The organism is Streptomyces sp. NPDC020299 (genome assembly GCF_044387825.1).
In the GTDB taxonomy this organism is placed as follows: domain Bacteria; phylum Actinomycetota; class Actinomycetes; order Streptomycetales; family Streptomycetaceae; genus Streptomyces.
Genome location: NZ_JBIRWL010000008.1, coordinates 209014 through 229561, shown reverse-complemented (window position 1 = coordinate 229561; position 20548 = coordinate 209014). Strand labels below are relative to the sequence as shown.

Annotated in this window: 16 protein-coding genes and 1 riboswitch; of the genes, 7 read left to right on the top strand and 9 right to left on the bottom strand. The window is 73.0% G+C overall.

Annotated elements, in window-relative coordinates; all coding sequences use genetic code 11:
• Positions 1-203: 203 nt before the first annotated feature.
• The 4 genes from ACH45E_RS22080 to ACH45E_RS22065 form a co-directional block, all read right to left on the bottom strand.
• Positions 204-2714, bottom strand: coding sequence for a SpoIIE family protein phosphatase (locus ACH45E_RS22080; RefSeq protein WP_361445541.1), 2511 nt, complete (start codon positions 2712-2714; stop codon positions 204-206).
• A gap of 129 nt (positions 2715-2843) precedes the next feature.
• The gene (locus ACH45E_RS22075) at positions 2844-3530 is read right to left on the bottom strand and encodes a 2-phosphosulfolactate phosphatase (protein ID WP_361445538.1); all 687 of its coding nucleotides are present in this window, start codon (positions 3528-3530) and stop codon (positions 2844-2846) included.
• Positions 3531-3574: 44 nt separating this feature from the next.
• Positions 3575-3862 (bottom strand): YkvA family protein, encoded by a 288-nt coding sequence (locus tag ACH45E_RS22070; protein WP_361445859.1) that lies wholly within the window; start codon positions 3860-3862, stop codon positions 3575-3577.
• A 56-nt stretch (positions 3863-3918) separates the two neighbouring features.
• Positions 3919-5097, bottom strand: a complete 1179-nt coding sequence (locus tag ACH45E_RS22065) for a hypothetical protein (protein WP_361445535.1) — start codon at positions 5095-5097, stop codon at positions 3919-3921.
• Between the two features lie 327 nt (positions 5098-5424).
• On the opposite strand from ACH45E_RS22065, the gene ACH45E_RS22060 reads away from it, so the two are divergent.
• On the top strand, positions 5425-6186 hold the full coding sequence (locus tag ACH45E_RS22060) for a DUF4097 family beta strand repeat-containing protein (protein ID WP_361445532.1): 762 nt from the start codon (positions 5425-5427) through the stop codon (positions 6184-6186).
• A gap of 24 nt (positions 6187-6210) precedes the next feature.
• Here ACH45E_RS22060 and ACH45E_RS22055 read toward each other — a convergent pair whose 3' ends face one another.
• Positions 6211-7176: a DUF1152 domain-containing protein gene (locus ACH45E_RS22055; RefSeq protein WP_361445529.1), complete on the bottom strand. Its 966-nt coding sequence runs from the start codon at positions 7174-7176 to the stop codon at positions 6211-6213.
• Between the two features lie 66 nt (positions 7177-7242).
• Positions 7243-8607: an FAD-dependent oxidoreductase gene (locus ACH45E_RS22050; protein ID WP_361445526.1), complete on the bottom strand. Its 1365-nt coding sequence runs from the start codon at positions 8605-8607 to the stop codon at positions 7243-7245.
• 160 nt (positions 8608-8767) lie between these two features.
• On the opposite strand from ACH45E_RS22050, the gene ACH45E_RS22045 reads away from it, so the two are divergent.
• Positions 8768-9853, top strand: a complete 1086-nt coding sequence (locus tag ACH45E_RS22045) for an NAD-dependent epimerase/dehydratase family protein (protein WP_361445523.1) — start codon at positions 8768-8770, stop codon at positions 9851-9853.
• On the opposite strand, the gene ACH45E_RS22040 is transcribed toward ACH45E_RS22045, so the two are convergent.
• Both ACH45E_RS22040 and ACH45E_RS22035 read right to left on the bottom strand, forming a co-directional pair.
• Positions 9829-11907, bottom strand: a complete 2079-nt coding sequence (locus tag ACH45E_RS22040) for an NlpC/P60 family protein (RefSeq protein ID WP_361445520.1) — start codon at positions 11905-11907, stop codon at positions 9829-9831. The two genes, ACH45E_RS22045 and ACH45E_RS22040, sit on opposite strands and share 25 nt — an antisense overlap.
• An 8-nt stretch (positions 11908-11915) precedes the next feature.
• A riboswitch (cyclic di-AMP (ydaO/yuaA leader) is annotated at positions 11916-12086 on the bottom strand.
• 203 nt (positions 12087-12289) lie between these two features.
• Positions 12290-13519 (bottom strand): SpoIIE family protein phosphatase, encoded by a 1230-nt coding sequence (locus ACH45E_RS22035; protein ID WP_361445518.1) that lies wholly within the window; start codon positions 13517-13519, stop codon positions 12290-12292.
• Positions 13520-13659: 140 nt separating this feature from the next.
• On the opposite strand from ACH45E_RS22035, the gene ACH45E_RS22030 reads away from it, so the two are divergent.
• The 3 genes from ACH45E_RS22030 to ACH45E_RS22020 all read left to right on the top strand — a co-directional run bounded on the left by ACH45E_RS22030 (position 13660) and on the right by ACH45E_RS22020 (position 17712).
• Entirely contained in the window at positions 13660-14727 is a 1068-nt protein-coding gene (locus tag ACH45E_RS22030) for a hypothetical protein (protein ID WP_361445515.1), read from the top strand.
• A 230-nt stretch (positions 14728-14957) separates the two neighbouring features.
• Positions 14958-16973 carry a DUF1996 domain-containing protein gene (locus ACH45E_RS22025; RefSeq protein ID WP_361445856.1) on the top strand — a complete coding sequence of 672 codons (2016 nt, stop codon included), beginning with the start codon at positions 14958-14960 and terminating at the stop codon, positions 16971-16973.
• A 115-nt stretch (positions 16974-17088) separates the two neighbouring features.
• Positions 17089-17712 (top strand): GNAT family N-acetyltransferase, encoded by a 624-nt coding sequence (locus tag ACH45E_RS22020; protein ID WP_361445512.1) that lies wholly within the window; start codon positions 17089-17091, stop codon positions 17710-17712.
• 16 nt (positions 17713-17728) lie between these two features.
• Here the strand turns inward: ACH45E_RS22020 and ACH45E_RS22015 are convergent, their stop codons facing one another.
• Positions 17729-18430 carry a lipoprotein gene (locus ACH45E_RS22015; RefSeq protein WP_399041319.1) on the bottom strand — a complete coding sequence of 234 codons (702 nt, stop codon included), beginning with the start codon at positions 18428-18430 and terminating at the stop codon, positions 17729-17731.
• Positions 18431-18653: 223 nt separating this feature from the next.
• Here ACH45E_RS22015 and ACH45E_RS22010 point away from each other — a divergent pair, with 223 nt between their 5' ends.
• Positions 18654-19979: a lipase family protein gene (locus ACH45E_RS22010; RefSeq protein ID WP_361445509.1), complete on the top strand. Its 1326-nt coding sequence runs from the start codon at positions 18654-18656 to the stop codon at positions 19977-19979.
• A 49-nt stretch (positions 19980-20028) separates the two neighbouring features.
• On the top strand, positions 20029-20484 hold the full coding sequence (locus ACH45E_RS22005) for an NAD(P)H-dependent oxidoreductase (RefSeq protein ID WP_361445507.1): 456 nt from the start codon (positions 20029-20031) through the stop codon (positions 20482-20484).
• Positions 20485-20548 lie beyond the last annotated feature (64 nt).

Below are 20548 nucleotides of genomic sequence, written 5' to 3'. Positions count from 1 at the left end.
CCGCAGCCCGCCGGCTCCTTCGCGGCGCGATCCGGTGCCCTCCTGCCGCGGTGGGAGCGGTGCCTGCGGTTCTCCGGACCCACGGACCGGCCGTAGCGCGATCCGGCCCAACAGTCGGACCATGAGCCCATGTCTACACTGCCCGGCCTCCCGAGGCGAGAGGCGCTCATGAGATAACTGCCTGTGATCGGCGGGGCGGCGGCTCAGCGTGGGCGCCCGGGGGCCGTGCGACGGGTGGCCAGGAGCAGGGCGACGTCGTCGGGACGGTCGGCGGCGTGGCGGGCCGTGGCGGTGAGACGGTCGGCGACGCCGGACAGGGAGCGGCCGCCCCGGCGCCCGGCGGCGGCCCCGGCCCGGGCCAGGGCGACGCGCAGCGCGCCGATGCCGACGTCGATGTCCGTGCCGGGCCGCTCGACGAGCCCGTCCGTGTACAGGGCGAGGATCGCGTCGGGCTCCAGGGTCAGTTCCGTCACCGGGTACTGCGCGTGCGGGTCCACGCCCAGAACGACACCGCCGGGCAGCTCCAGGACCTGGGTCCGCCCGTCCGGTGAGCGCAGCAGCGGCGGCAGATGCCCGGCGCGGGCGACCCGGGCCGCCCCGGTGGCGGGGTCGAGGCGCAGGTAGCAGCAGCTGGCGAACTGCCCGGGGTCGAGGTCGATGAGCAGCCGGTTCGTCCCGCTCATGACCTCGTCGGGCGGACGGTCCCCGAGCGCGAAGGCCCGGACCGCGCTGCGCAGCTGCCCCATCGTCGCCGCCGCCTGCACGCCGTGCCCCTGGACGTCCCCGATGACCAGCGCCAGGCCGTCCCCGGCCTCGACCACGTCGTACCAGTCCCCGCCGACGTCCATGCCCTGCGTGCCGGGCAGATAGCGCCCGGCGGTCTCCACCTGCGGGTGCGTCGACAGCCGCCGCGGCAGCAGCGCCTGCTGGAGCCCCCGGGCGAGGGCCGCCTCGGTGTCGTAGCGCTGCGCCTTCTCCATGGCGTGCGCGATCAGCCCGGCGAGCGCGGTGAGGACCGTGCGTTCCTCCGTGCTGAACCCGCGGGGACGCTCGAAGCCCAGGATGCAGGAGCCGACCGGGCGCCCCGAGGCGATCAGCGGCAAAAAGGCGCGGGCGCCCTCCGTGGCGTCCAGCGGGATGCCCGGGTAGGCCGCGTTCAGCAACTCCATGGACTCGAAGAAGATGGGCCGGCCCGTGGTGAGCGTCTCGACGCCGGGCAGCCGGGCGTCGAGGCCGACGCCCTCGAACGGGGCGAGGAAGCCCTGCGGGAAGCCGGTCTCCCACGCCAGGTACAGGTGCCGCTCCTGGAGCAGGTAGATCGCCAGTCGCCGCCCGCCGAACGCGGGCAGCAGCTCCCGCATGACGACCTCCGACACCTGGCGCGCGGTGACCGCGTCGGTCAGCGCGATGGCCAGGGCGATGGGCCGGTACAAGGGGGCCATCGAGGGACCGGCCGGCGGGTCGCCCGGCGCGGGCTCGACCGGCGGCAGCTCCACATGGGTGTCCAGCGATGCGTCGATCCGGTCCGCCGGGACGACGGTGCAGGTGAGCGTGTCCGGACCGGCGTGCAGGGACAGTGCCAGCCAGTCGCCCTCGCCGTCGCCCTCGTCCGGGGGCCGCCGGACGTGGAAGTGCACCGGCTCGGGGGAGAGCAGGGCACCGCGGATGTGGTCCTCGTACGGCGGCCGGCTCAGCCACGGCAAGGCCTCCCCGAAAGCCCGCCCGAGCAGCCGCTCCCGGTCCTGGCCCAGCAGGCGTGCCGCGGCCGGATTGGCGTACACGACCACACCCAGCCGGTCCAGGCAGAACACCCCCTGCGGCAGCGGGTCGGCCGCCGCGGCGGCGGACGCGGCGGGGCCGGGATCAAGGACGAGGCCCCGGACCAGGGGCGTGCCGGCCTGGTCCGCCGGGGGCCACAGCTCCAGCAGCCGCGCGGTCCCGTCGGCCGCCCGGACGTGCAGCGGCAGCGGCGGAGGTGTTCCGGCGGCCGTGTCGTCGAGCGCCGCCATGATCTGGTGGTCGTCGGCCGGGGCCAGCGCCTGAGCGAGCGCTTCCCCCGTCGCGGCGAACTCCTCGGGAAGCGCGCCCAGCAGGTCGTGCAGCCGGCCGTCCGCGGTCACCGCGGAGGTCGCCGGGTCCCAGGTGAACCGTCCGACGGGCCAGGGCACCGGGCGGGCCGCGGGCGGGCGCACGCACAGCGGTTCTCCGTCCCAGACGACCGCGTCCTCCTCGTCTTCCGCCAGCGCGCGCAGCTCGGCGCCCAGTTTCTCGGCCAGGGCGGCCAGCCCGTCGGGCTCGGGCAGCTCGTCTCCAGCGTCCGTCGCGGCCGGCCGCAGCACGGTCAGTACGCCGAGAGCCGACTTCGCCCCCGGCACGGGCGCGTAGAGCGACCCGAACTGGAACGGCAGACCCGCCGCGAGCTGGGGATAGCGGCGCACCGTCTCCGTGGCGTTCGGCAGCACCACCTGGATGCCGAGCCGGTAGGCGTCGGCGACCGGAAAGGGTTGCTTCATGTGCAGCTGCCACCAGGGCCGGAACAGTGGACCGGGCAGCCCCACCAGCACCGCGAGACGCAGCAGCCCGGGCGCGTCGGCGGGCAGGTAGACGCCGCTCACGTGTCCGCCGGTCGTGCCGAGCGCCCGGATCGAGGCGTCGACGAGCAGCCGGGCAAGCCGTCCGCGGGCCCGGTGTGCCTGCTCCCCGCTCCCAGTCATCGGCCTCCGCCCCGTCCGTGCGCCGCCGGGTGGGTGACACAGCAAGAATGCGTCACGACGACCGGAAAACGCACCTGGGCGGACGCTATGAGTCCGAGCCCCGCCGTGCGGCGGCGACGCGGCCGGCGGTCAGTGGGCCGGCACCGCCCTGAGAGTGAGCCGCCCTTCCTCCCGCCCGGCCGCCATGGCGAACGCGCAGGTGTCGACCTCGAGGCAGAGCTCCATATCCTCGGGGTGGACCCCCGTCCAGCCGCGCCGTACCCCGTCGGCGAGCCGGGCGGCGCCGTCGGAGTGCCGGGCGCGGGTGACGTAGGGCGCCGGGCCGGCGGTGCCGGAGGTGGCGCGGGCCGCGATGTACTGGGCACAGGCCAGGTCCTCCTCCGCCCGGCCGCCGTCGCCGGTGACGACGAAGGTGACCGCCCTCGGCCGCTCGCGGCGCAGGAGCTCTGCCGTGGCGCCGGCCACCGCGAAGCTCGCGCACAGCAGGAGCGGGGCGTCGGCGACCGCCAGGGCGCCCACGGTGCCCGCGGTGGTCTTCTGCACCACGGTACGGCCCGCCACGTCGAGCGAACGGAGCTGGGCGGGGGAGTTGGCCAGGTCGAAGCCGGGTATCGGGGCGCCGTCCTGGAAGGCCAGCCAGCCGGGGTGACGGGCCTTCAGCTCCAGTGCCTCATCGGTGGTTTCCGTGAAGACGATCTTCTCCGCTCCCTGCCGCAGGGCCCCGGCGGCCACGGTGAACGCGCGCATCACGTCGATGACGACGGCGGCCTCGGGCGTCCCGGACACACCGGTGATGGAGGTGAACGTCGACTGCATCGCACCATGATGAGGCGGCGCGCGGCGCGGCGGGGGCCGCGGGGTCAGGATTCGGCCTCGTCCGGCGGCAGCGGCCGGGCGGCACGCATGCTGCGCAGGGCGAGGAGCAGGACGCCGATGTCGTCGAGGTACACCGGGTCGGGCAGCAGGTCGGCCGGCAGGACCAGATAGAGGACGGCGCCCCAGAAGACCCAGCGCGAACCGGTGGGCAGGCCGGCGCGGCGCAGGGTCCGCCGGGTGCGCACCAGTCGTACGAGGACGGTGAGGGCTCCGGCGAGCAGGGCCGCCGCGACGACGGCGGCGACCACGAGCCAGGTGGTGGGCACGTCCACGTCCACGGGGCCTCCTCCTCGCGACCTCGAGTTCCCCTACGTTTTCCCCGAAAGGGTCACGACATCCGTTCGGTCTCCTCCGCGTCGCCCTCCCCGCTGTCGTCGGGGTCCCGCGCGGCGGGGAGGGCCGGCGCCGGACGGAGTGCCCTGGCGCCGGTCCTGAAGCGCTCGAAGGTCCGGGTCAGCTGCTGCAGCGGTGAGGCGGGCGGCGTGGCGGGCGGCTCGGGGGGCGGGGCGGGGGCGTCACGGAAGGCGGCCAGCGCCTCGCCCGCGCGCTCGGCGGCCTCCCGGTAGAGGTCGCGGGACTTCGTCATCGCCTCGAGGGCCTCGGCGTACCTGGCGACGAGCTCCCGCTGCCGGGCCAGCTCCTCCTCGAGGGTCCGCAGCGTCCACTTCTCCCGCAGGCCGGTCAGCGCCTCCTCGGCGCCCTCGGGGAGCGGCCGGGGAAGGGCGGTGAAGTGGCGCAGTATGCCGATGAGTTCGGCCGGTTCCGAGCCGTCCAGGAAGATACTGCGCACCGAGTGGTCCCGGCCGTCGTACCCGGGCGGGGCCGGCTGCGGCGGGAGGAGCACCGCGCCGCCGCGGGGCACCTCGACGCCGAGGTCCTTCAGGGCGTAGTTGACGGCGCGCAGCTGGTGCGGGGCGGCCCGGTGCTCCACGACCCGGTGCCGCAGCCCGGGCGGCAGCAGCCGGGTGAGCGGCAGCCTGCCGTGCTCGTCCGGGGTCATCGCCTCGTGCACGACGAGGTTGACGCACCAGGACTCGCGCGCCGTGTCGCGCAGGACGCGCCGCATCTCCTTGTCGTCGGCGGGGAGCGGGTTGACCTGACGGAAACGCAGGTCCGGCACGACGTGGTGGTGGTCCCAGGCGGTGGCCGTGCCGTCGGGGTCGTCCGGCCAGAACATCGTGGCGGGCGACGGCCACGCGTCGTCCCACGGGCGTTCCGCCTCCGCGACGAGGGTCCACTCCCGGCCCTCCTCCCGGCTCTGCGGCGGCAGCAGGGTCAGGCGGGCCCTGACCGCCACACCGCCGTCGACCCGCCAGCGCGCCTCGAACACCCGCCCGGGCGTGTCCTCGGGATCCGGCGGTTCGGTGAAGTCGTCGAGGACCTCGTCCACCTTCAGCCGGCGCAGGGTGCGGCGGAGGACGTCCTCGGAGATGGACCCGGTGTGGCGACCGCGGGCCAGCCACACGGTACGGGGGGTCGTGGCGCGGTCGGTGGCGGAGTTCGACATGAGCCAATCTGCGGAGGGGGACGGTGGGCGCCCCCCAGTATCGCGGTCGGTGATCGCGACACGTAGGGCGGGGCCCGCGTTTCGCGGGGGCTCGCGTGGCGCGCACGGGGTGTGCGCGGCGCACTGCGAGGGGTGGTCGTTCACACATGCCCGTGATCTGTCCAGGGCACGACAATGGACGCGGACGGGGTCCGCTCACCATCCGCTTGGGGCGGACCCCGTCCGCCCGTCATGCCCACGACGCGATCCGGCCGGGCGAGGCCGGACCGGCCCCACCGCCACGCCCCCCACCGCCATGGCCTCGCGCCGCCGGGGAAACCGTTCGTCATGGACACCATGACAACAGCCGTGCGGCGCCCGGCCGTTCTCCTCGCGGTCCTGCTCGCCGCGACGGGCTGCGGCGGGGGCCACCAGGACACGCGTCCGCTCGCGGCGCTGCCGGGCGGCCCCGCTCCCGCCCGCCTGGTGATCACCACCGACAACGGGCTCCGGCTGCGCCCCGCAGACGGCGACGGAGCCGACATCGGGGTCGACGTCGACCGGCGTGTGGACCACCGCTGGTCCCACCACGGCGGCACCTGGGTGCTGGACCTGTCCTGCCCGGAGCACGGCGACCGGGCGGGCCGGTGCCCGCGCATGCCCGAGGTGGACGTCCCGGCGGGCACGGCCGTCACCGTCTCCGCCCGCAACGCCGGCATCGACGCGGCGGGGGTACCCGGCGCGCTGGACCTGACGACCGTCAACGGCGATGTGACGGTGACCCGCTCGGGCCGGGACGGGGCCGCCGTACGGCTCGCCACCCGCAACGGCTCGGTACGCGCGACCGCACTCGGCGCGCAGCGGCTGCGGGCCGGGACGGTCAACGGGGACCTGGACCTGGACTGCGTCACCGCGCCGGACACCATCACCGCCGCCACCACCAACGGCTCGGTCCGGGTCTCGGTGCCGCACGACGCGCCGCCCTACCGGGTCACGGCCGCGACGGCCAACGGCCGCCCCTCCGTCACGGTCCCCACCGCGTCCGCGTCCGGCGACCGGCGCATGACCCTCACCACCGTCAACGGGGACGTCACCGCGACCACCGGATGACCGGGGTTCAGTGATGACCGGGGTTCAGTGCGGGAAGGCCCTGGGCGGACGCTGCCGGGGCAGTTCGTCCCGGAACCGTTCGATGGCCGAGCTGATCTGGCGCATCAGCGCCGTGCCCTCCAGCCGGTCGAGGTAGAGGTTGCGACGGGCGAGACCGGGCGCGTCCACGCAGAAGTACACCGACATCAGCGGGTTGACGAACAGCTCGCTGTTCCTGGTGCGTTCGGTGAACCGCACGTCCCCGAAGCCGCCGCGCACGGCCGCGGCGACGGAGCCGTTGACGATGCTGGGGTGGCTCGCGGTGCGCTGCTGCGCGTGCTCCACCGCGTCGAGGTAGAGGGCGCCCTCACGGCTCTCCCGCGGCAGCGAGAACGCCCCCAGATAGGCGCCGTCGCGCTCCAGCGCGGCCAGGTTCTCCAGGACCAGACAGTGGTTGACGCCGTGGTAGGCGTCCACGCCGAAGCCGAGGCAGGCCACCAGCCGGTGCGGGACCTCGTCCAGCCCGCCCACCGCGGCCAGGCTGGCCATGTCCTCCTCCGGAGTGCCGAGGCCGTGCTCGTCGCCGCGCATCAGGATGTCGGTGCCGCCGTCGACCAGCACCACGGCGTCCACCCCGCCCAGGTGGGCGAGGAGGCTGCGGTAGGCGGCCCGCAGCGGCTCGACACCCGTGCGCGGGAAGGCGTACACGGTCGAGGGCAGCCCCTGCCCCTCGAGCCACTCGGCGAGCGTGCGTTCCGGGAAGTAGTCCCCGCGCAGCGTGGTGTCCGGCCGTACGGCGGCGACGTCCTGGTCGACCCACACGTCCAGGTCCAGGCCGTACAGGTCGGCGAAGGACAGGCTCGCCAGATGCACCTCCGCGCCGGCCTCGCGGAGCGCGAGGGCCAGGGGGAGACCGGCGTAGACGTCGAAGCCACCGCCCGCGCCGGCGACGAGCACCCGCCGCGCGTCGCGCAGGCGGGTGAAGAGAGCGGGTTCACGCAGGGAGAGCACCGCAGGACGCTAACAGACCGTGTGGCCTGGCAGGTTGGGTTTTCGCGGTGCCCTCCAGGGGGCCTTTTACGCCCCGCTCTCCCGCAGCATGTCCTCGCGCTCGACGAGCTTCACGCGCTCCCGGCCCTGCGGCTCGCCCAGCGCCTTCTCGGCGGCGTCCAGGCGGTACCAGCCCTCCCAGGTGGTGAAGCGGACGTTCCGCTCGGCGAGGAAGGCGTCCACGGCCTCCGGCGCCGGAGAGGCGGGCGTGTGCAGCCGGCCGTTCGTGTAGTCGTCCAGGAGGTTGGCCACCGTCTCGTTGGCGTCGCCCTTGGTGTGGCCGATCAGGCCCACCGGACCGCGCCGGATCCAGCCGGTGACGTACGTGGACTGAAGGTGCGTGCCGCCCTCCTCGACGACCCGGCCGCCCTCGTCGGGGACGGTGCCCGACTCGAGGTCCCAGGGCAGCTTGGGCAGCTTGTCGGAGAGGTAGCCGACGGCGCGGTAGACCGCCGTGACGTCCCACTCCTTGAACTCGCCGGTGCCCTTGACGTTGCCGGTGCCGTCCAGTTCGGTGCGCTCGGTGCGCAGGCCGACGACCTTGCCGTCCTCGCCGAGGATCTCGGACGGCGACTCGAAGAAGTGCAGGAACAGCTTGTGCGGCCGGTCGCCCACGTCGCGGATCGCCCAGTTCTCCAGCGTCTTGGCGACCATGTCGGCCTGCTTGTTGCCACGCCGGGTCTCGATCGAGCCCTCGTCGTAGTCGATGTCCTCGGGGTCGACGATGACCTCGATGTTGGGGGAGTGGTCCAGCTCGCGCAGCTCCATCGGGCTGAACTTCGCCTGGGCCGGGCCGCGGCGGCCGAAGACGTGGACCTCCAGGGCCTTGTTGGCCTTCAGGCCCTCGTACACGTTCGGCGGGATCTCGGTCGGCAGCAGCTCGTCCGCCGTCTTGGCCAGGATCCGGGCCACGTCGAGCGCGACGTTGCCGACACCGAGGACGGCGACCTTCTCGGCCTCCAGCGGCCAGGTGCGGGGCACGTCCGGGTGGCCGTCGTACCAGGACACGAAGTCGGCGGCGCCGTAGGAGCCGTCGAGGTCGATGCCCTGGATCGCCAGCTCCCGGTCGGCCGTGGCGCCGGTGGAGAAGACCACGGCGTCGTAGAAGGCGCGCAGGTCGTCGAGGCTGATGTCGGCCGGGTAGTCCACGTTGCCGAACAGGCGGATCTGCGGCTTGTCGAGCACCTGGTGCAGGGCCGTGATGATGCCCTTGATGCGCGGGTGGTCGGGGGCGACGCCGTAGCGGATCAGGCCGAACGGGGCGGGCATCCGCTCGAAGAGGTCGATGGACACGCCGGGCTCGGCCGCCACCTCGGACTTGAGCAGGGCGTCGGCGGCGTAGATCCCGGCCGGGCCGGCTCCGACTATGGCTACCCGCAGCGGGCGCGGCATGATCAGGTTCCCTTCGAGCGATGACAGGCGACTCGATCGGGAAGCCTAAACTAAGGCACGCCTAAGTTAGTACGGGGGTCCCGTCTATGAGCTCATAAACCGGTCTTATGCCCTTGCGGGGGTGTGGACACCGATCATGAGCATGCCCGAACCTTGAAGCATGGGCAGGGTGGGGGAGCGCGCGACCGGGGACACGACCGTCGTGGTGACCGGCGGCAGCGGGTTCGTGGGCAGTCATCTGGTGCGGCGGCTGCTGGAGCGGGGCTACCGCGTGCACACCACCGTGCGCCGGATCGCGCACCGCGCGAAGGTGCGGCCCCTCTGGGAGCTGCAGGAGGCCTTCCCCGGGCAACTGAGCCTGTTCGAGGCTGACTTGCTCCGGTCGGGCTCCTTCGACGAGGCGGTGCGCGGCTGCACGGTGGTCTTCCACGTGGCGTCGCCGTTCCTCATGCCGGAGCAGATCGAGGACGGCCGCCGCGACGTGGTCGACCCGGCCGTGCTGGGTACCCGCAACGTGCTGGCGGCGGTGGAGCGGACGCCGTCCGTGCACACCCTGGTCCTCACCTCCACGGTGGGCGCGGTCTTCGGCGACTACGCCGACGTCCTCGGGATGGACGGCCAGGTGCTGTCGGAGAAGTACTTCAACACCACCAGCACGGTGGAGAACAACCCGTACCACTACGCGAAGACCGTCGCGGAGCGCATCGCCCGGGAGGCCGAACTGGCCCAGGACCGCTGGCGGATGGTGTCCGTGAACCCCGGACTGATCCTCGGCCCCTCACTCACCCCCGCGTCCGGGTCCGGCAGCCTCTTCCTGCTCGACGAACTGTTCAAGGGCTACTTCTGCTACGGCGCCCCGGACTTCAGCTTCACCACGGCGGACGTACGGGACGTCGCCGACGCGCACATCGCCGCGGCCGAGAACCCGGCGGCCGAGGGCCGCTACATCGTCGCGGCCGAGACGATGACGTCCTTCCTGGAGATGTCCCGCGTCATCCGGGCCCGCCACCCCCGTGACCTGCGCCTCCCGCGCACCGCGCTGCCGCACTGGCCGGTACGCGTCCTGGGCCCGGCGTTCGGGCTCACCCAGGACTACATCCGGGGGCACCTCGGCATCCGCTTCCGCGTGGACAACAGCCGCAGCGTGCACGAGCTGGGCCTCTCCTACCGGCCGGTCGAAGAGACCCTGCTCGACCACTACGAGAGCTGGCGCGGCCGGTCTCACGCGGGCCGTATCACCCGGTGAATCGCCGCCTCCCCGGCACCGTAGACCGACTCCTCGCGGATGTACGCGCCCTGGCCCGGGGCGTGGATCATCATGCCGTTGCCGGAGTACAGGCCGACATGGCCGGCGTCCTGGAAGAAGATCACGAGATCACCGGGCCGGGCCTCACTCAGCGCCACGGGCGTCCCGGCCTCCGCCTGCTCCCGCGCGGCCCGCGGCAGCGCCACGCCTGCGGCTCGCCAGGCGGCCTGGGTGAGACTCGAGCAGTCGTAGGAGTCCGGCCCGGTCGCCCCCCACACACAGGGCCGCCCGACCTGAGCCCGAGCGAACGCCAGCGCCTGCGCGGCTCTTCCCTCGTAGGGGGCGGGGGCGGGGGCGGGGGCTGGAGTGGGGGCAGGGGCAGGAGTCGGGGCCGGAGTCGGCACCGGGGCCGCGACGGGGGCCGGTGACGGGGGTACGGGGCTGGGCGCGACGGGCGGGGTGACAGAGGCGAAGACTCCGGGGGCGGCCCAGGGGGGCGTCGAGGGGAACGCGCCGCTGTCCGCGAGCGGGTTGGGGGCGCTGAAGATGTCCGTGTTCGTGACGGGGGTGGGAGCGGTGACGGTTGCCGTGTTGGCGAGGGGGGCTGGGGCGGGGACCGGTCCGGCGTTCGTGAGGGGGTTGGGCACGCTGAAGGTGCCGGGGTTGGGAACGCTGAACGCCCCGCTGTCCGTCAGCGGGTTGGGGACGCTGAAGGTCCCGGTGTTCGCGACGGGGTTGGGGACGGCGAACGCCCCGCTGTCCGTGAGGGGGTTGGGGACGCTGAAGGTCCCGGTGTTCGCGACGGGGTTGGGGACGGCGAAAGTCCCGGTGTTGGCGACGGGGTTGGGGACGCTGAACGCCCCGCTGTCCGTGAGGGGGTTGGGAACGCTGAAAGTCCCGGTGTTGGCGACGGGGTTGGGGACGCTGAACGCCCCGCTGTCCGTGAGGGGGTTGGGAACGCTGAAAGTCCCGGTGTTCGCGACGGGGTTGGGGACGCTGAACGCCCCGCTGTCCGTCAGCGGGTTGGGGACGCTGAAGGTTCCGGTGGCGGTCATCGGGGTCGCGCCCTGGGCGGCGACGCCCATGGACGGGGCGGTACCGATGGCTGCCCCGGCACCGGGGGCCATGGCCGGGGCGGCTGCCATGCCGGCACCGGCCATCGCGCCCCTCCCGGCCGGCGCGGCTCCGCTGGCCGTCGCTCTGCCTGTGGCGGACAAGCCCCCACTGAGCCCGGACCACTGCTGGCGCAGCCACTCCTGCTCCGCGGGCTGAAGGGCCTGCTCGGGGTCGCCGCGCCAAGGCTGAGCGGCGGGAGGCGCGGACTCGGCCGCCGCGGCCGCCGGGCGGGGTGCGGGCGTGCCGCCCGGTTGGGCGATCCGGCGGGCGAGGAGGTCCCGGGCCGCGGCGAGCTTCTTCTGGTTCTTCTCCTTCGAGGCCAGCGGCGTGGACCGCCGCGGCCCGGCCGCGGGCAGCGCGAGGGGGGTCTCCTGCCGCGGCTCCGGCACGGCCGGCAGCGCGGCCACGGGCCCGGCGGTCAGCTCCGCCCTGGGGCGGGCCGTCAGCTCCGGCACGGCGCGGGCGCCCGTCTGCCCGGAAGACCCGCCGGTCAGCTCCGGCAGGATGCGCTCGGCCGCTTCCAGCAGCTCTTTCGGGATCGGGACGTCGGCGCGCCGCCCGGCCGGACGCTGCGACGACCGGTCGGCCGGGAGTATGGCGGGGGAGGTGGGTCCCAGCTTGGAGCGGGCCCCCGTCATCCACTGGCGGGCGATGTTGTCCAGGGCGGCGGGGCTGGCCGGACGCTGCGACGACCGGTCGGCCGGGAGTATGGCGGGGGTGGTGGGGCCGAGTTTGGAACGGGCCCCGGTCATCCACTGCTGGGCGATGCTGTCCAGACCGGGATCGGTCCCCCTGTCCGACCTGCGGAGGCGCACACCACGACCGGGCGATCCCCCCGATGTCGCGCGGGTCGCGTTGAAGTTCCCCGTGGCGCTCTCGGTCTGGTCGTAAAGGCTGTCGATTCGCTGCCGAACCTCGTCGCGGCTTTCGCGCGCCATGGGGGACGTACTCCTTCCGTGCTCCGCCTACCGGGTTAGCTGGCGGGTTCGGGCGGTCGATGGTGGAAGGCATGCCCTACGGCCCTGCCCCGTCGGGCGGTCGGGCCGATTCACCCCAAGTCGGTTGGGTCCCCGGTTCCGTTGCCCTGCGGGGACACCGGATTCGGCGGAGGCCGCGCGGCCCGGCGAGGTTCGCCAGGGGGAGCCGTGCGGTCTGAACGCCAACTTAACCAACTTGTGTGGCTGGTGTGAAGGTTGAAGAGCGGAATGTCCGATACGTAATTGTGATATTCATCTTGGCGCTCGTGACCATCCGGTGAAGATGCCCGGAGAAGCGTACGAAACCCCGCCGCACAGCCGCATGATGACGCCTCACAACGCCTCACAACCGCATGATGACGAGCGCGGTGTCGTCGGTCGCGCCCTCCCTCGGAAGCAACTCCCGCAGGACGGCGTCGGCGAGGTCCTCCGGGTCCGCGTCACGGTGCCGGCCGAGGGCGTCGGCGAGGCGCGCCAGCCCGACGTCTATGTCCTCGCGTCGACGCTCGATCAGGCCGTCGGTGTACAGGACGAGGAGGGCGCCTTCGGCGAACCCGGTGTGCGCCTCGGGCCGGGGCCGCGGGTCGGGCCGGGCGTCCAGCGGGGCGTCGGTGGCCCGGTCGAGGAACTCCACGGTGCCGTCGCGGTGGACCAGTACGGGCGGCGGGTGGCCGGCGCTGCTGTACATCAGGGTGTGCCGCTCGAAGTCGATGAACGCCGTCACCGCCGTCGCCGACTCCGCGCCGTCGAGCACATGAGCGTACTCCCCGAGGGCGTTCAGGGCCTGCGCCGGGCCCTCGGCGACGCGGCAGGCGGCGCTCAGCGCGCTGCGCAACTGTCCCATCACGCACGCGGCCCGCAGACCGTGCCCCACCACGTCGCCGACCGAGACGCCGATGCAGTCGCCGCCGCCCCGGTCGACCAGGTCGTACCAGTCCCCGCACACGTTCAGCGCGCTCACCGCGGGCCGGTAGCGGACGGCGGCCCGGTGGCCCGCCACCCACCGGCGGGCGGGGAGCATCGCCTCCTGGAGGGCGAGCGCCACCTTCCGGTCACGGGCCTGGGTCCTGCGCAGTTGCTCGTTCAGCTCCTGCAACTCCCGTGCGCGCCGGTACAGCTCGGCCTCCAGCACCTGGGTACGGTCGCTGTCCGCGCCGCTCCGGGCCCGGATCAGCTCCGTGACCTCCTCGACCCGGTGCACCAGCAGCACCACCGTCCCGTCCGGTCCCAGCACCGGCGCGTTCACCGGGCTCCAGTAGCGCTCCTCCCAGTGCCCGGGCCGGTCGGCGGACTCGACGTCGTACCGCTGGAGCGCCATGGTGTCGCGCTCGCCGGTGTCCAGCACCCGGTGCAGGGAGGCGCCCAGATTCCGCATGCCCGTGGCGCCGTTGTCGTTGGGGTTGTCGGGGAAGACCTCGAACAGGTGACGGCCCACCACCTCCTCGCGGCTGCGCCCGGCCATCCGCAGGAACTCCTCGTTCGCTTCCGCGTACACCAGGTCCGGAGTCAGCAGGGCGACCATGCCCGGCAGGGCCTGGAACACCGCCGCGTAGTCGATCTCCGTATCCGCCATGGCCCGCCGCCCAATCCGACCACCGGTACGGGCTCAGTTTCCCACGAAACCCGGGCGTGAGCGGTGGGGCGGGAGCGGTTGCCGCCACTGCTGCGGGAGGTGTCAACTGGGAAAAGGGAGCTGTCGAGGAGGTTTCACTCATGGTGGACGAGAGCAAAGAATCTCCCGCCGTGGACAGTGACAGGGATGTCGCATTCGCAGGATCGTCTTGGTTTCAACGAACAAATGCCCACATTGCGCATCTCCAAGGGCAGCTCAATAAATTCCTGAAAATGCGCGAGGCGGCTCCGGAGGGTATATCCGCACCCGATGCCGAGATCGTGAAGAAAATAAGAACGCATCTCGGGGCGGCCCGGAACGCGCTGGAACGCCGGGGGGTCAGGGGCTGGTTCTGGCGGATGTCGGGCGCCTCGGCGGATCGGGCCCTGGCCAACATGCACGAGGCCGAGGTGGCTCTGCTGCGCATAGCCCCGGACGGAGAACTCCCGAACAAGCGGCTGTACGCGCTGTCGCACGCGAGACTCCACCTGCCGAAGGACGACGTGTGCCTCCAGTATCTGGAAGCCGCCGAGAAAGCGCCCGCCGGGGAGTTGAGGGAACTGGCCGCCATTACGCTGCACTCCGCCTATCAGGCCGAGGAGGCGGAAAGGGCCAGGGTGCGCAGCTTTATCCGGATCGTGGTCGTCGCCTCGGCCGCATTGGGGGCGATGGCGGTCGGTCTGGGCGTGTGGGCGGCACTGGATCTCGCCGTGGCCCAGCGATTCTGTTTCCCGCCGGACAAGAACGCCCCCGGCCCCAGGCCGGTGACGGCCTGCCCCCTCGGGGACGCGGCGACATCGGGAAGTGTCTTCTTTCTCGAATTCATCGGTATGTGCGCGGCGGCCATAGCGGGTGCGGTGTCGCTGAGAGAGGTCAGGGGAACCTCGGGGCCGTACCACGTGGCGACCGGACTGATCGTCCTGCGGCTTCCTGTCGGCGCTCTGGTGGCGGCTGCCGGACTGCTGCTCATGAGCGGTGGGTTCTTCCCCGGCCTGACGAGCCTGAACACCTCGACGCAGATCGTGGCCTGGGCCTTCGCGTTCGGCATTCTGCAGGAGTCCGTCACGCGCGCGGTCGACCGGCAGGGCCAGTCCCTGCTGGACAAGGTCAAGGGTCCCGGAAGCCGGCCGGCCGCGGCCAACCCCGGTCCGGCGCCGCACCAGCCGTGAGCCGGACGGAACCGGCCGTCAGCCGGCCGGAACCGGCCCGCGTGACCTGGGTTTCCTGTGAGTTCACGATGAATCCGTGAGGTGCTTGAACACATCCGTGTCCGGCTCCGTATGGGACGGGGGCTTGCCATGCCGGGCCGGCCACGAGGTGTGGGAGTGGTTCTGTGGGACGCAACAGGCGCAGACGCCCGACAGGTGCACGGCGCGCGACCTTCGCCGCGGTCGCCCTGATGCTGGGCGGGGGTGGACTGGTCGCGGCGAACGTCTACGCCTCGGCGACCGAGGGCGGCACCGACGCCCGGGTGCTGCAGGCGGGCGGCTGGGGTTCGGGGCCGGCCACCATCGACTGCCCGGACGTCGGCAGCCGCCTGACCTCCGTGCCGGACGACGCCAAGGCGGACGTCGACCGCCAACTCGCCCTGCTGGACCAGCAGGTGTCCGCCGCCTACCAGCAACTCCAGGCGTCCGCACAGGCCGTCAGGCAGGACCCCGGCTCCGCCGACGGCACGATCATGAACCCGCTCAAGGAGAAGCGGAGCGCGGCCATCGAGCGCATCGTCACCGCCATCGACCGTGTCGGCGGACGCCCGCAGGGGCTGGCGGACATGGCGGCGTGCACCCTGCGCCCGCCCGCCGAGCAGGGCGGCCAGAACAACGGCACCCAGAACCCCGGTGGCGACGGCCAGAACGCCAACGGCCAGGGCGGCAACGGCGGCACCGGCCAGGGCGGCAACGGCCCCGTGGCCGCCGACTACACGGACATCACCACCGTCCAGCCCAACGTCCAGGCTCCGGCCCCGCAGGCCGACGCCTCGCGCGGCACCTTCACCTCCAGCTGCGGGGTCAACGCGAACGGCCTGTTCAACTCCGACAACGTGATCGTCGCCCCCGGCGTCACCAACGGCGCCCACCACTTCCACGACTACATCGGCAACCAGTCCAACAACGCCTTCGCCAGCGACGAGGACCTCGCGAACGCCGACACGAGCTGCGTGGACCAGGGCGACAAGTCCACGTACTACTGGCCGGTGCTGCGCCTGCAGAACGGCACCAGGGAACGCGACGCGGACGCGCCCGGCGGCGGAACCGAGGGCAACGCCGGTCAGATCGTCACGCCGAAGGACGTCACGCTGACCTTCGAGGGCAGCCCCCGCGGCAAGGTCACGGCCATGCCGCGCCTGCTGCGCATCATCACCGGGGACGCCAAGGCCTTCGTCAACGGCCCCGCGAACGCCAACGCCTCCTGGAGCTGCACCGGTTTCGAGGACCGGCAGCTGAAGGACAAGTACCCCCTGTGCCCGTCCGGCAGCGACGTGGTGCGCACCTTCCGGTTCCAGAGCTGCTGGGACGGCCGGAACATCGACAGCGCCAACCACCGCACCCACGTGGCCTTCGCCGACGCCGAGGGCAGGTGCCCGGACGGATTCCAGGCCATCCCGCAACTCGTGCAGCGCATCGTGTACGACGTGACGGCGCCGAGCCTCCAGGACGGCGGCCGGACGCATTCGCTGTTCGCCGTGGACTCCTTCCCGGAACAGCAGCACAAGCCGGTCACGGACCACGGCGACTTCATCAACGTCTTCGACGAGGGCCTGATGCGGGAGATGGTCGACTGCATCAACTCGGGCCGTAGGTGCGGCGCGGGCGGGGAGTCCGGCGGCCGGCCGTCGCCGAGCGCCGACGCCTCACCCGGCGACGGCGGCCAGGCGAACCCGGGCGACGGCGGGGGAGCGCAACCCACACAGCAGCCCACGCAGCAGCCCTCGGCGCAGCAGCCCACCGAGCAGCCGTCCCCGGAGCAGCCGCCGTCGTCGGAGCAGCCGCCGGTCTCGGATCAGCCGTCCTCCGAGGCGCCGTCTTCTCAGGCGCCGAGCAAGCAGCCGGCGAACGACCCCGGTACGGTCTCCGCCCCGGCCCCCACCACCAAGGCGCCCCGGGTCTTCGCGACGACGTCGTCCACCCGGAACCCTTCGGCGGCCCCGCCCCGGCACGGCTCGCACCACAGCGGGGCCGGCCGGTCCACCCCGTCCGCCGAGCCGTCGAGCACCGCTGAGGCGGAACCGTCCGGCACCGCCGGACAGACGGCACCGCAGACCGGAGCCCAGACCGAGCCCCAGACCGAGCCGCAGGCCGAGCAGGGCAGCCTCGCCGAGACGGGGTCACACCTGTGGCCCGGCGCGCTCGGTGCGGTGCTCCTGATCGCGGGCTTCGTGGTGCTGCGCCGCAGCGGGCGCTCCGCGAGGTGACGCCGGTCCGGCCGACGCCGGACCTCTGAGCCGGGTGTCCGGGGGCGCGAAGCCCCCGGACAGTCAGGGGTACCGGGCTTGTGGGAGCGCTCCCACAAGCGTCAGGATGTCGTGCATGGACTCCAGCCCCCACCTCCGCCCCTACAGCCCGTCCGACCGTGCCGCCGTCGCCGACATATGCGTTCGCACCGCCCACAACGGCGGCGACTCGCGGGTCCTGTATCCGGACCAGCGCCTGATGCCGACTCTCTTCGTCGAGCCCTACTGCTTCCTGGAACCGGACCTCGCCTTCGTCCTGGACGACGGGCAGGGGCGGGCGGCGGGATACGTCGTCGGCACGGCGGACACGGCGAGGTTCGTCGAGGCCTTCCGCGACATCTGGATCCCCCGAGTGGCCGACCGCTACCCCAGAACCTCGGCGGCGCCGCGCACACCGAGCGAGGAGATGGTGTCGCTGCTGCACCGGCCGGAGCGGATGCTGCTGCCGGAACTGAACGGCCATCCCGCGCATCTGCACATCGACCTGCTGCCGCCCTGGCAGCGGCGCGGCCACGGGCGCCGGCTGATGGACGCCCTGTTCTCCGCGCTGCGCGAGCGCGGGGTTCCGGCCGTCCATCTGGGCATGGTGACCGCGAACACCGCTGCCCGGGCGTTCTACGACCGCCTCGGCTTCGAGGTGATACCGGTGCCGGACCCCGGCCCCCTCACCTATCTGGGCCGGTCCACCCGCCCGCTGTGACGGCCGGCCGCCGGACTCAGGCGCTGCGCAGGGTCCGCTTCGCCAGTTCGTACGCCGGGAGCATCTCCTCGTGCTCCTCGCTGTCCATCCCCCCGAGGTGCAGGACGACCGGGCCGTGCGCGGTGGTGACTGCCAGCGCGCACTCCTTCTTGGACTCGTCGAGGAGCTTGCTGGTGTAGACGTACTCGACCTCGACGCCGGAGAGAGCGCCGGTCTTGAAGGCGCGGTACTTAGCCTTGCTCGTGTTGTCCTCCGCCGCCACGAAGGCCCGCAGCACGGCACGCGCGTCCGCGTCGCCCGGCTCGCCCTTCCACGCGCGCAGGAAGCCGATGTTCCCGGCCGGCTTCGCGTCGACCTCGCAGGCGAGGGTGACCGGGCCCTGGTGGAGCAGCGCGTCGGCGAGGTCGCCGGCCAGGTCGCCGTCCCCGCCGTCCCCGTCGGTGGCGCTCGTGTACTTACCCGAGTCGACCGCCTTGGCCTTCCAGTCCTTCGCGATGTCGAAGGTGACGGGCAGTTCGCAGGCCGAACCGGCGGTGCCTATGCTGCCGCCCCTCTCGGCGGGCGCGTTCGCCGCTCCGGTGCCCCGGCTCGCCGCCGAGGCGCTCGGGGACGACTTCGGGTCGTCCCCGTCCGGAGAGCCCGCGCAGCCCCCCAACACCGCCGCCAGCACCATCATCTGGGCCACTCTGGCCCGCACGGCCCCCACCTCGACGCGCACCGCCGCACCCCCTCTGTTCAGGTCGCTCACTGTAACCGAGGGCACTGACAGCGGCGTACGCGATTGCGGGCAGCCGTCGGCGGACCGGGCTTTCGCTGACGGTCGGTCACCTTACTGAACCGTAACATCCTGGGTGCTACCACCGGTAACACCCTCTGACGTACGGTTCCGTCCAGTCGCTTCGGAACGACAGCTCCTCCTCACCCCACTCAGGAGGCCCCCCATGCCCGCCCGAACCCGTCTACTGGCCCTCGCCGTCACCGCCGCCGCCTGCCTCGGCGCGCAGGCCCTGCCGGCCGTCCCGGCCGCCGCGTCGGACACCGTGGTGTCCCGCGGCGTCACGATCCCCGCCTTCTACGACCCGCCCGCCGCGCTGCCCACCGCCGACGGCGCCCTCATCCGCAGTGAACCGCTGCCGCTCGCGCTGAGCCTGCCCGGCATCCCCGGCCCGCTGCCGGGCCGGGCGACCCGCCTCATGTACAAGTCCACCGACTCCGGCGGCGATCCGGTCGCCGTCACCGGCGCCTACATCGAACCCGCCGCCGACTGGAAGGGCGGCGGAGCACGCCCGCTCGTCGCCGTCGCCCCCGGTACGATGGGGCAGGGCGACCAGTGTGCCGCCTCCCTCGGCCTGGAGCATCCGCTCCAGCTCAACGGCCAGACGGTGTCGGTCGGTTACGAGGACCTGTCGATCTACCGGCTGCTGGCCGAGGGCGTCGCCGTGGTCGTCACCGACTACGTCGGCCTGGGCGCGACGGACCGGCTGCACACCTACGTCAACCGCGTCGACGGTGCCCACGCCGTGCTGGACGCCGTACGCGCCGCCCGCGCGCTCACCGGTTCCTCGGTCACCGCGGGCTCGCGGGTAGGCCTGTACGGCTACAGCCAGGGCGGCGGAGCGACCGCGGCGGCCGCCGAACTCCAGCCCACCTACGCGCCCGACGTCGTCCTCGCCGGCACCTACTCGGGTGCGCCGCCCGCCGACCTGACCGAGGTCACCGAGGCCATCGACGGCAGCGACCTGGCGGGCGCGCTGGGCTGGGCGGTCAACGGCTTCCTGCAGTCCGACCCGGCCCTGAAACCGATCGCCGAGGCCCACCTCAACGCGGCGGGCAAGGCCGCGCTCGCCGACCTGTCCACCATGTGCGTCGGCGACGCACTCCTCGCCTACGGCTCCGCGCACAGCACGGCCTGGACGAAGGACGGCACATCGCTCGGCGACATCATCCGGTCCGAGCCCGCGCTGAGCGCGTTCCTGGACGACCAGCGCATCGGCCGTGCCGAGCCCGCGGGGCCGGTCCGGGTGGCGACCGGCGTCAACGACAACCTCGTACCGCACAGGCAGGCCCGCCGGCTCGCCGTCGACTGGTGCCGTGCGGGCGGGGACGTGACGTATGTGCCGGTCGCCGTGCCCGGCACGGGCAGCGGTCTCCTCAACCACCTCGGTCCGTTGCTCGCCGACCAGGGTGACGCCCTGTCCTGGCTGACCGACCGCCTCTCCGGCAAGCCGGCCGTCTCCAACTGCTGGAGTCTGCCCGTACAGCCCTGACGGGCGAGCGGCCTTGCGGCCGGGCGGCGGGCCGGGGCAGGGTGCGGTTGTGCCCACCTTGCTGATCGTCCACCACACGCCCTCGCCCAACTGCCAGGCCCTCTTCGAGGCCGTCGTCTCCGGGGCGACGGCCCCGGAGATCGAAGGGGTACGAGTGGTCCGCCGCGCGGCGCTGGCGGCCACCGCGTCCGACGTGCTCGCCGCCGACGGATACCTCCTCGGCACGCCCGCGAACCTCGGCTACATCTCCGGGGCGCTCAAGCATTTCTTCGACCAGGTCTACTACCCATGCCTGGACGAGACGCGCGGCCGCCCCTTCGGCACCTACGTCCACGGCGGCAGCGACGTCACCGGCGCGCTCCGCGCTATCGACACCATCACGACGGGCCTCGGCTGGCGGCGGGCGACCGACCCCGTCACCGTGACCGGCGAGCCCGCCAAGACCGACATCGAGGCCTGCTGGGAACTCGGCGCGACGGTCGCAGCGGGGCTGATGGACGTGTAGGGAGCCGGCCCACGCGAGCGGCCCGCGATCCGAGCAGGGGTTCCGGCCGCGGCACCACCGGCCG

Coding starts and splice junctions, on each gene's coding strand:
- ACH45E_RS22080 (WP_361445541.1), bottom strand. CDS start 2,714: ATGACTGGGAGCGGGGAGCAGGCACACCGGGCCCGCGGACGGCTTGCC.
- ACH45E_RS22075 (WP_361445538.1), bottom strand. CDS start 3,530: ATGCAGTCGACGTTCACCTCCATCACCGGTGTGTCCGGGACGCCCGAG.
- ACH45E_RS22065 (WP_361445535.1), bottom strand. CDS start 5,097: ATGTCGAACTCCGCCACCGACCGCGCCACGACCCCCCGTACCGTGTGG.
- ACH45E_RS22060 (WP_361445532.1), top strand. CDS start 5,425: ATGGACACCATGACAACAGCCGTGCGGCGCCCGGCCGTTCTCCTCGCG.
- ACH45E_RS22050 (WP_361445526.1), bottom strand. CDS start 8,607: ATGCCGCGCCCGCTGCGGGTAGCCATAGTCGGAGCCGGCCCGGCCGGG.
- ACH45E_RS22045 (WP_361445523.1), top strand. CDS start 8,768: ATGGGCAGGGTGGGGGAGCGCGCGACCGGGGACACGACCGTCGTGGTG.
- ACH45E_RS22040 (WP_361445520.1), bottom strand. CDS start 11,907: ATGGCGCGCGAAAGCCGCGACGAGGTTCGGCAGCGAATCGACAGCCTT.
- ACH45E_RS22035 (WP_361445518.1), bottom strand. CDS start 13,519: ATGGCGGATACGGAGATCGACTACGCGGCGGTGTTCCAGGCCCTGCCG.
- ACH45E_RS22030 (WP_361445515.1), top strand. CDS start 13,660: ATGGTGGACGAGAGCAAAGAATCTCCCGCCGTGGACAGTGACAGGGAT.
- ACH45E_RS22025 (WP_361445856.1), top strand. CDS start 14,958: ATGCTGGGCGGGGGTGGACTGGTCGCGGCGAACGTCTACGCCTCGGCG.
- ACH45E_RS22020 (WP_361445512.1), top strand. CDS start 17,089: ATGGACTCCAGCCCCCACCTCCGCCCCTACAGCCCGTCCGACCGTGCC.
- ACH45E_RS22010 (WP_361445509.1), top strand. CDS start 18,654: ATGCCCGCCCGAACCCGTCTACTGGCCCTCGCCGTCACCGCCGCCGCC.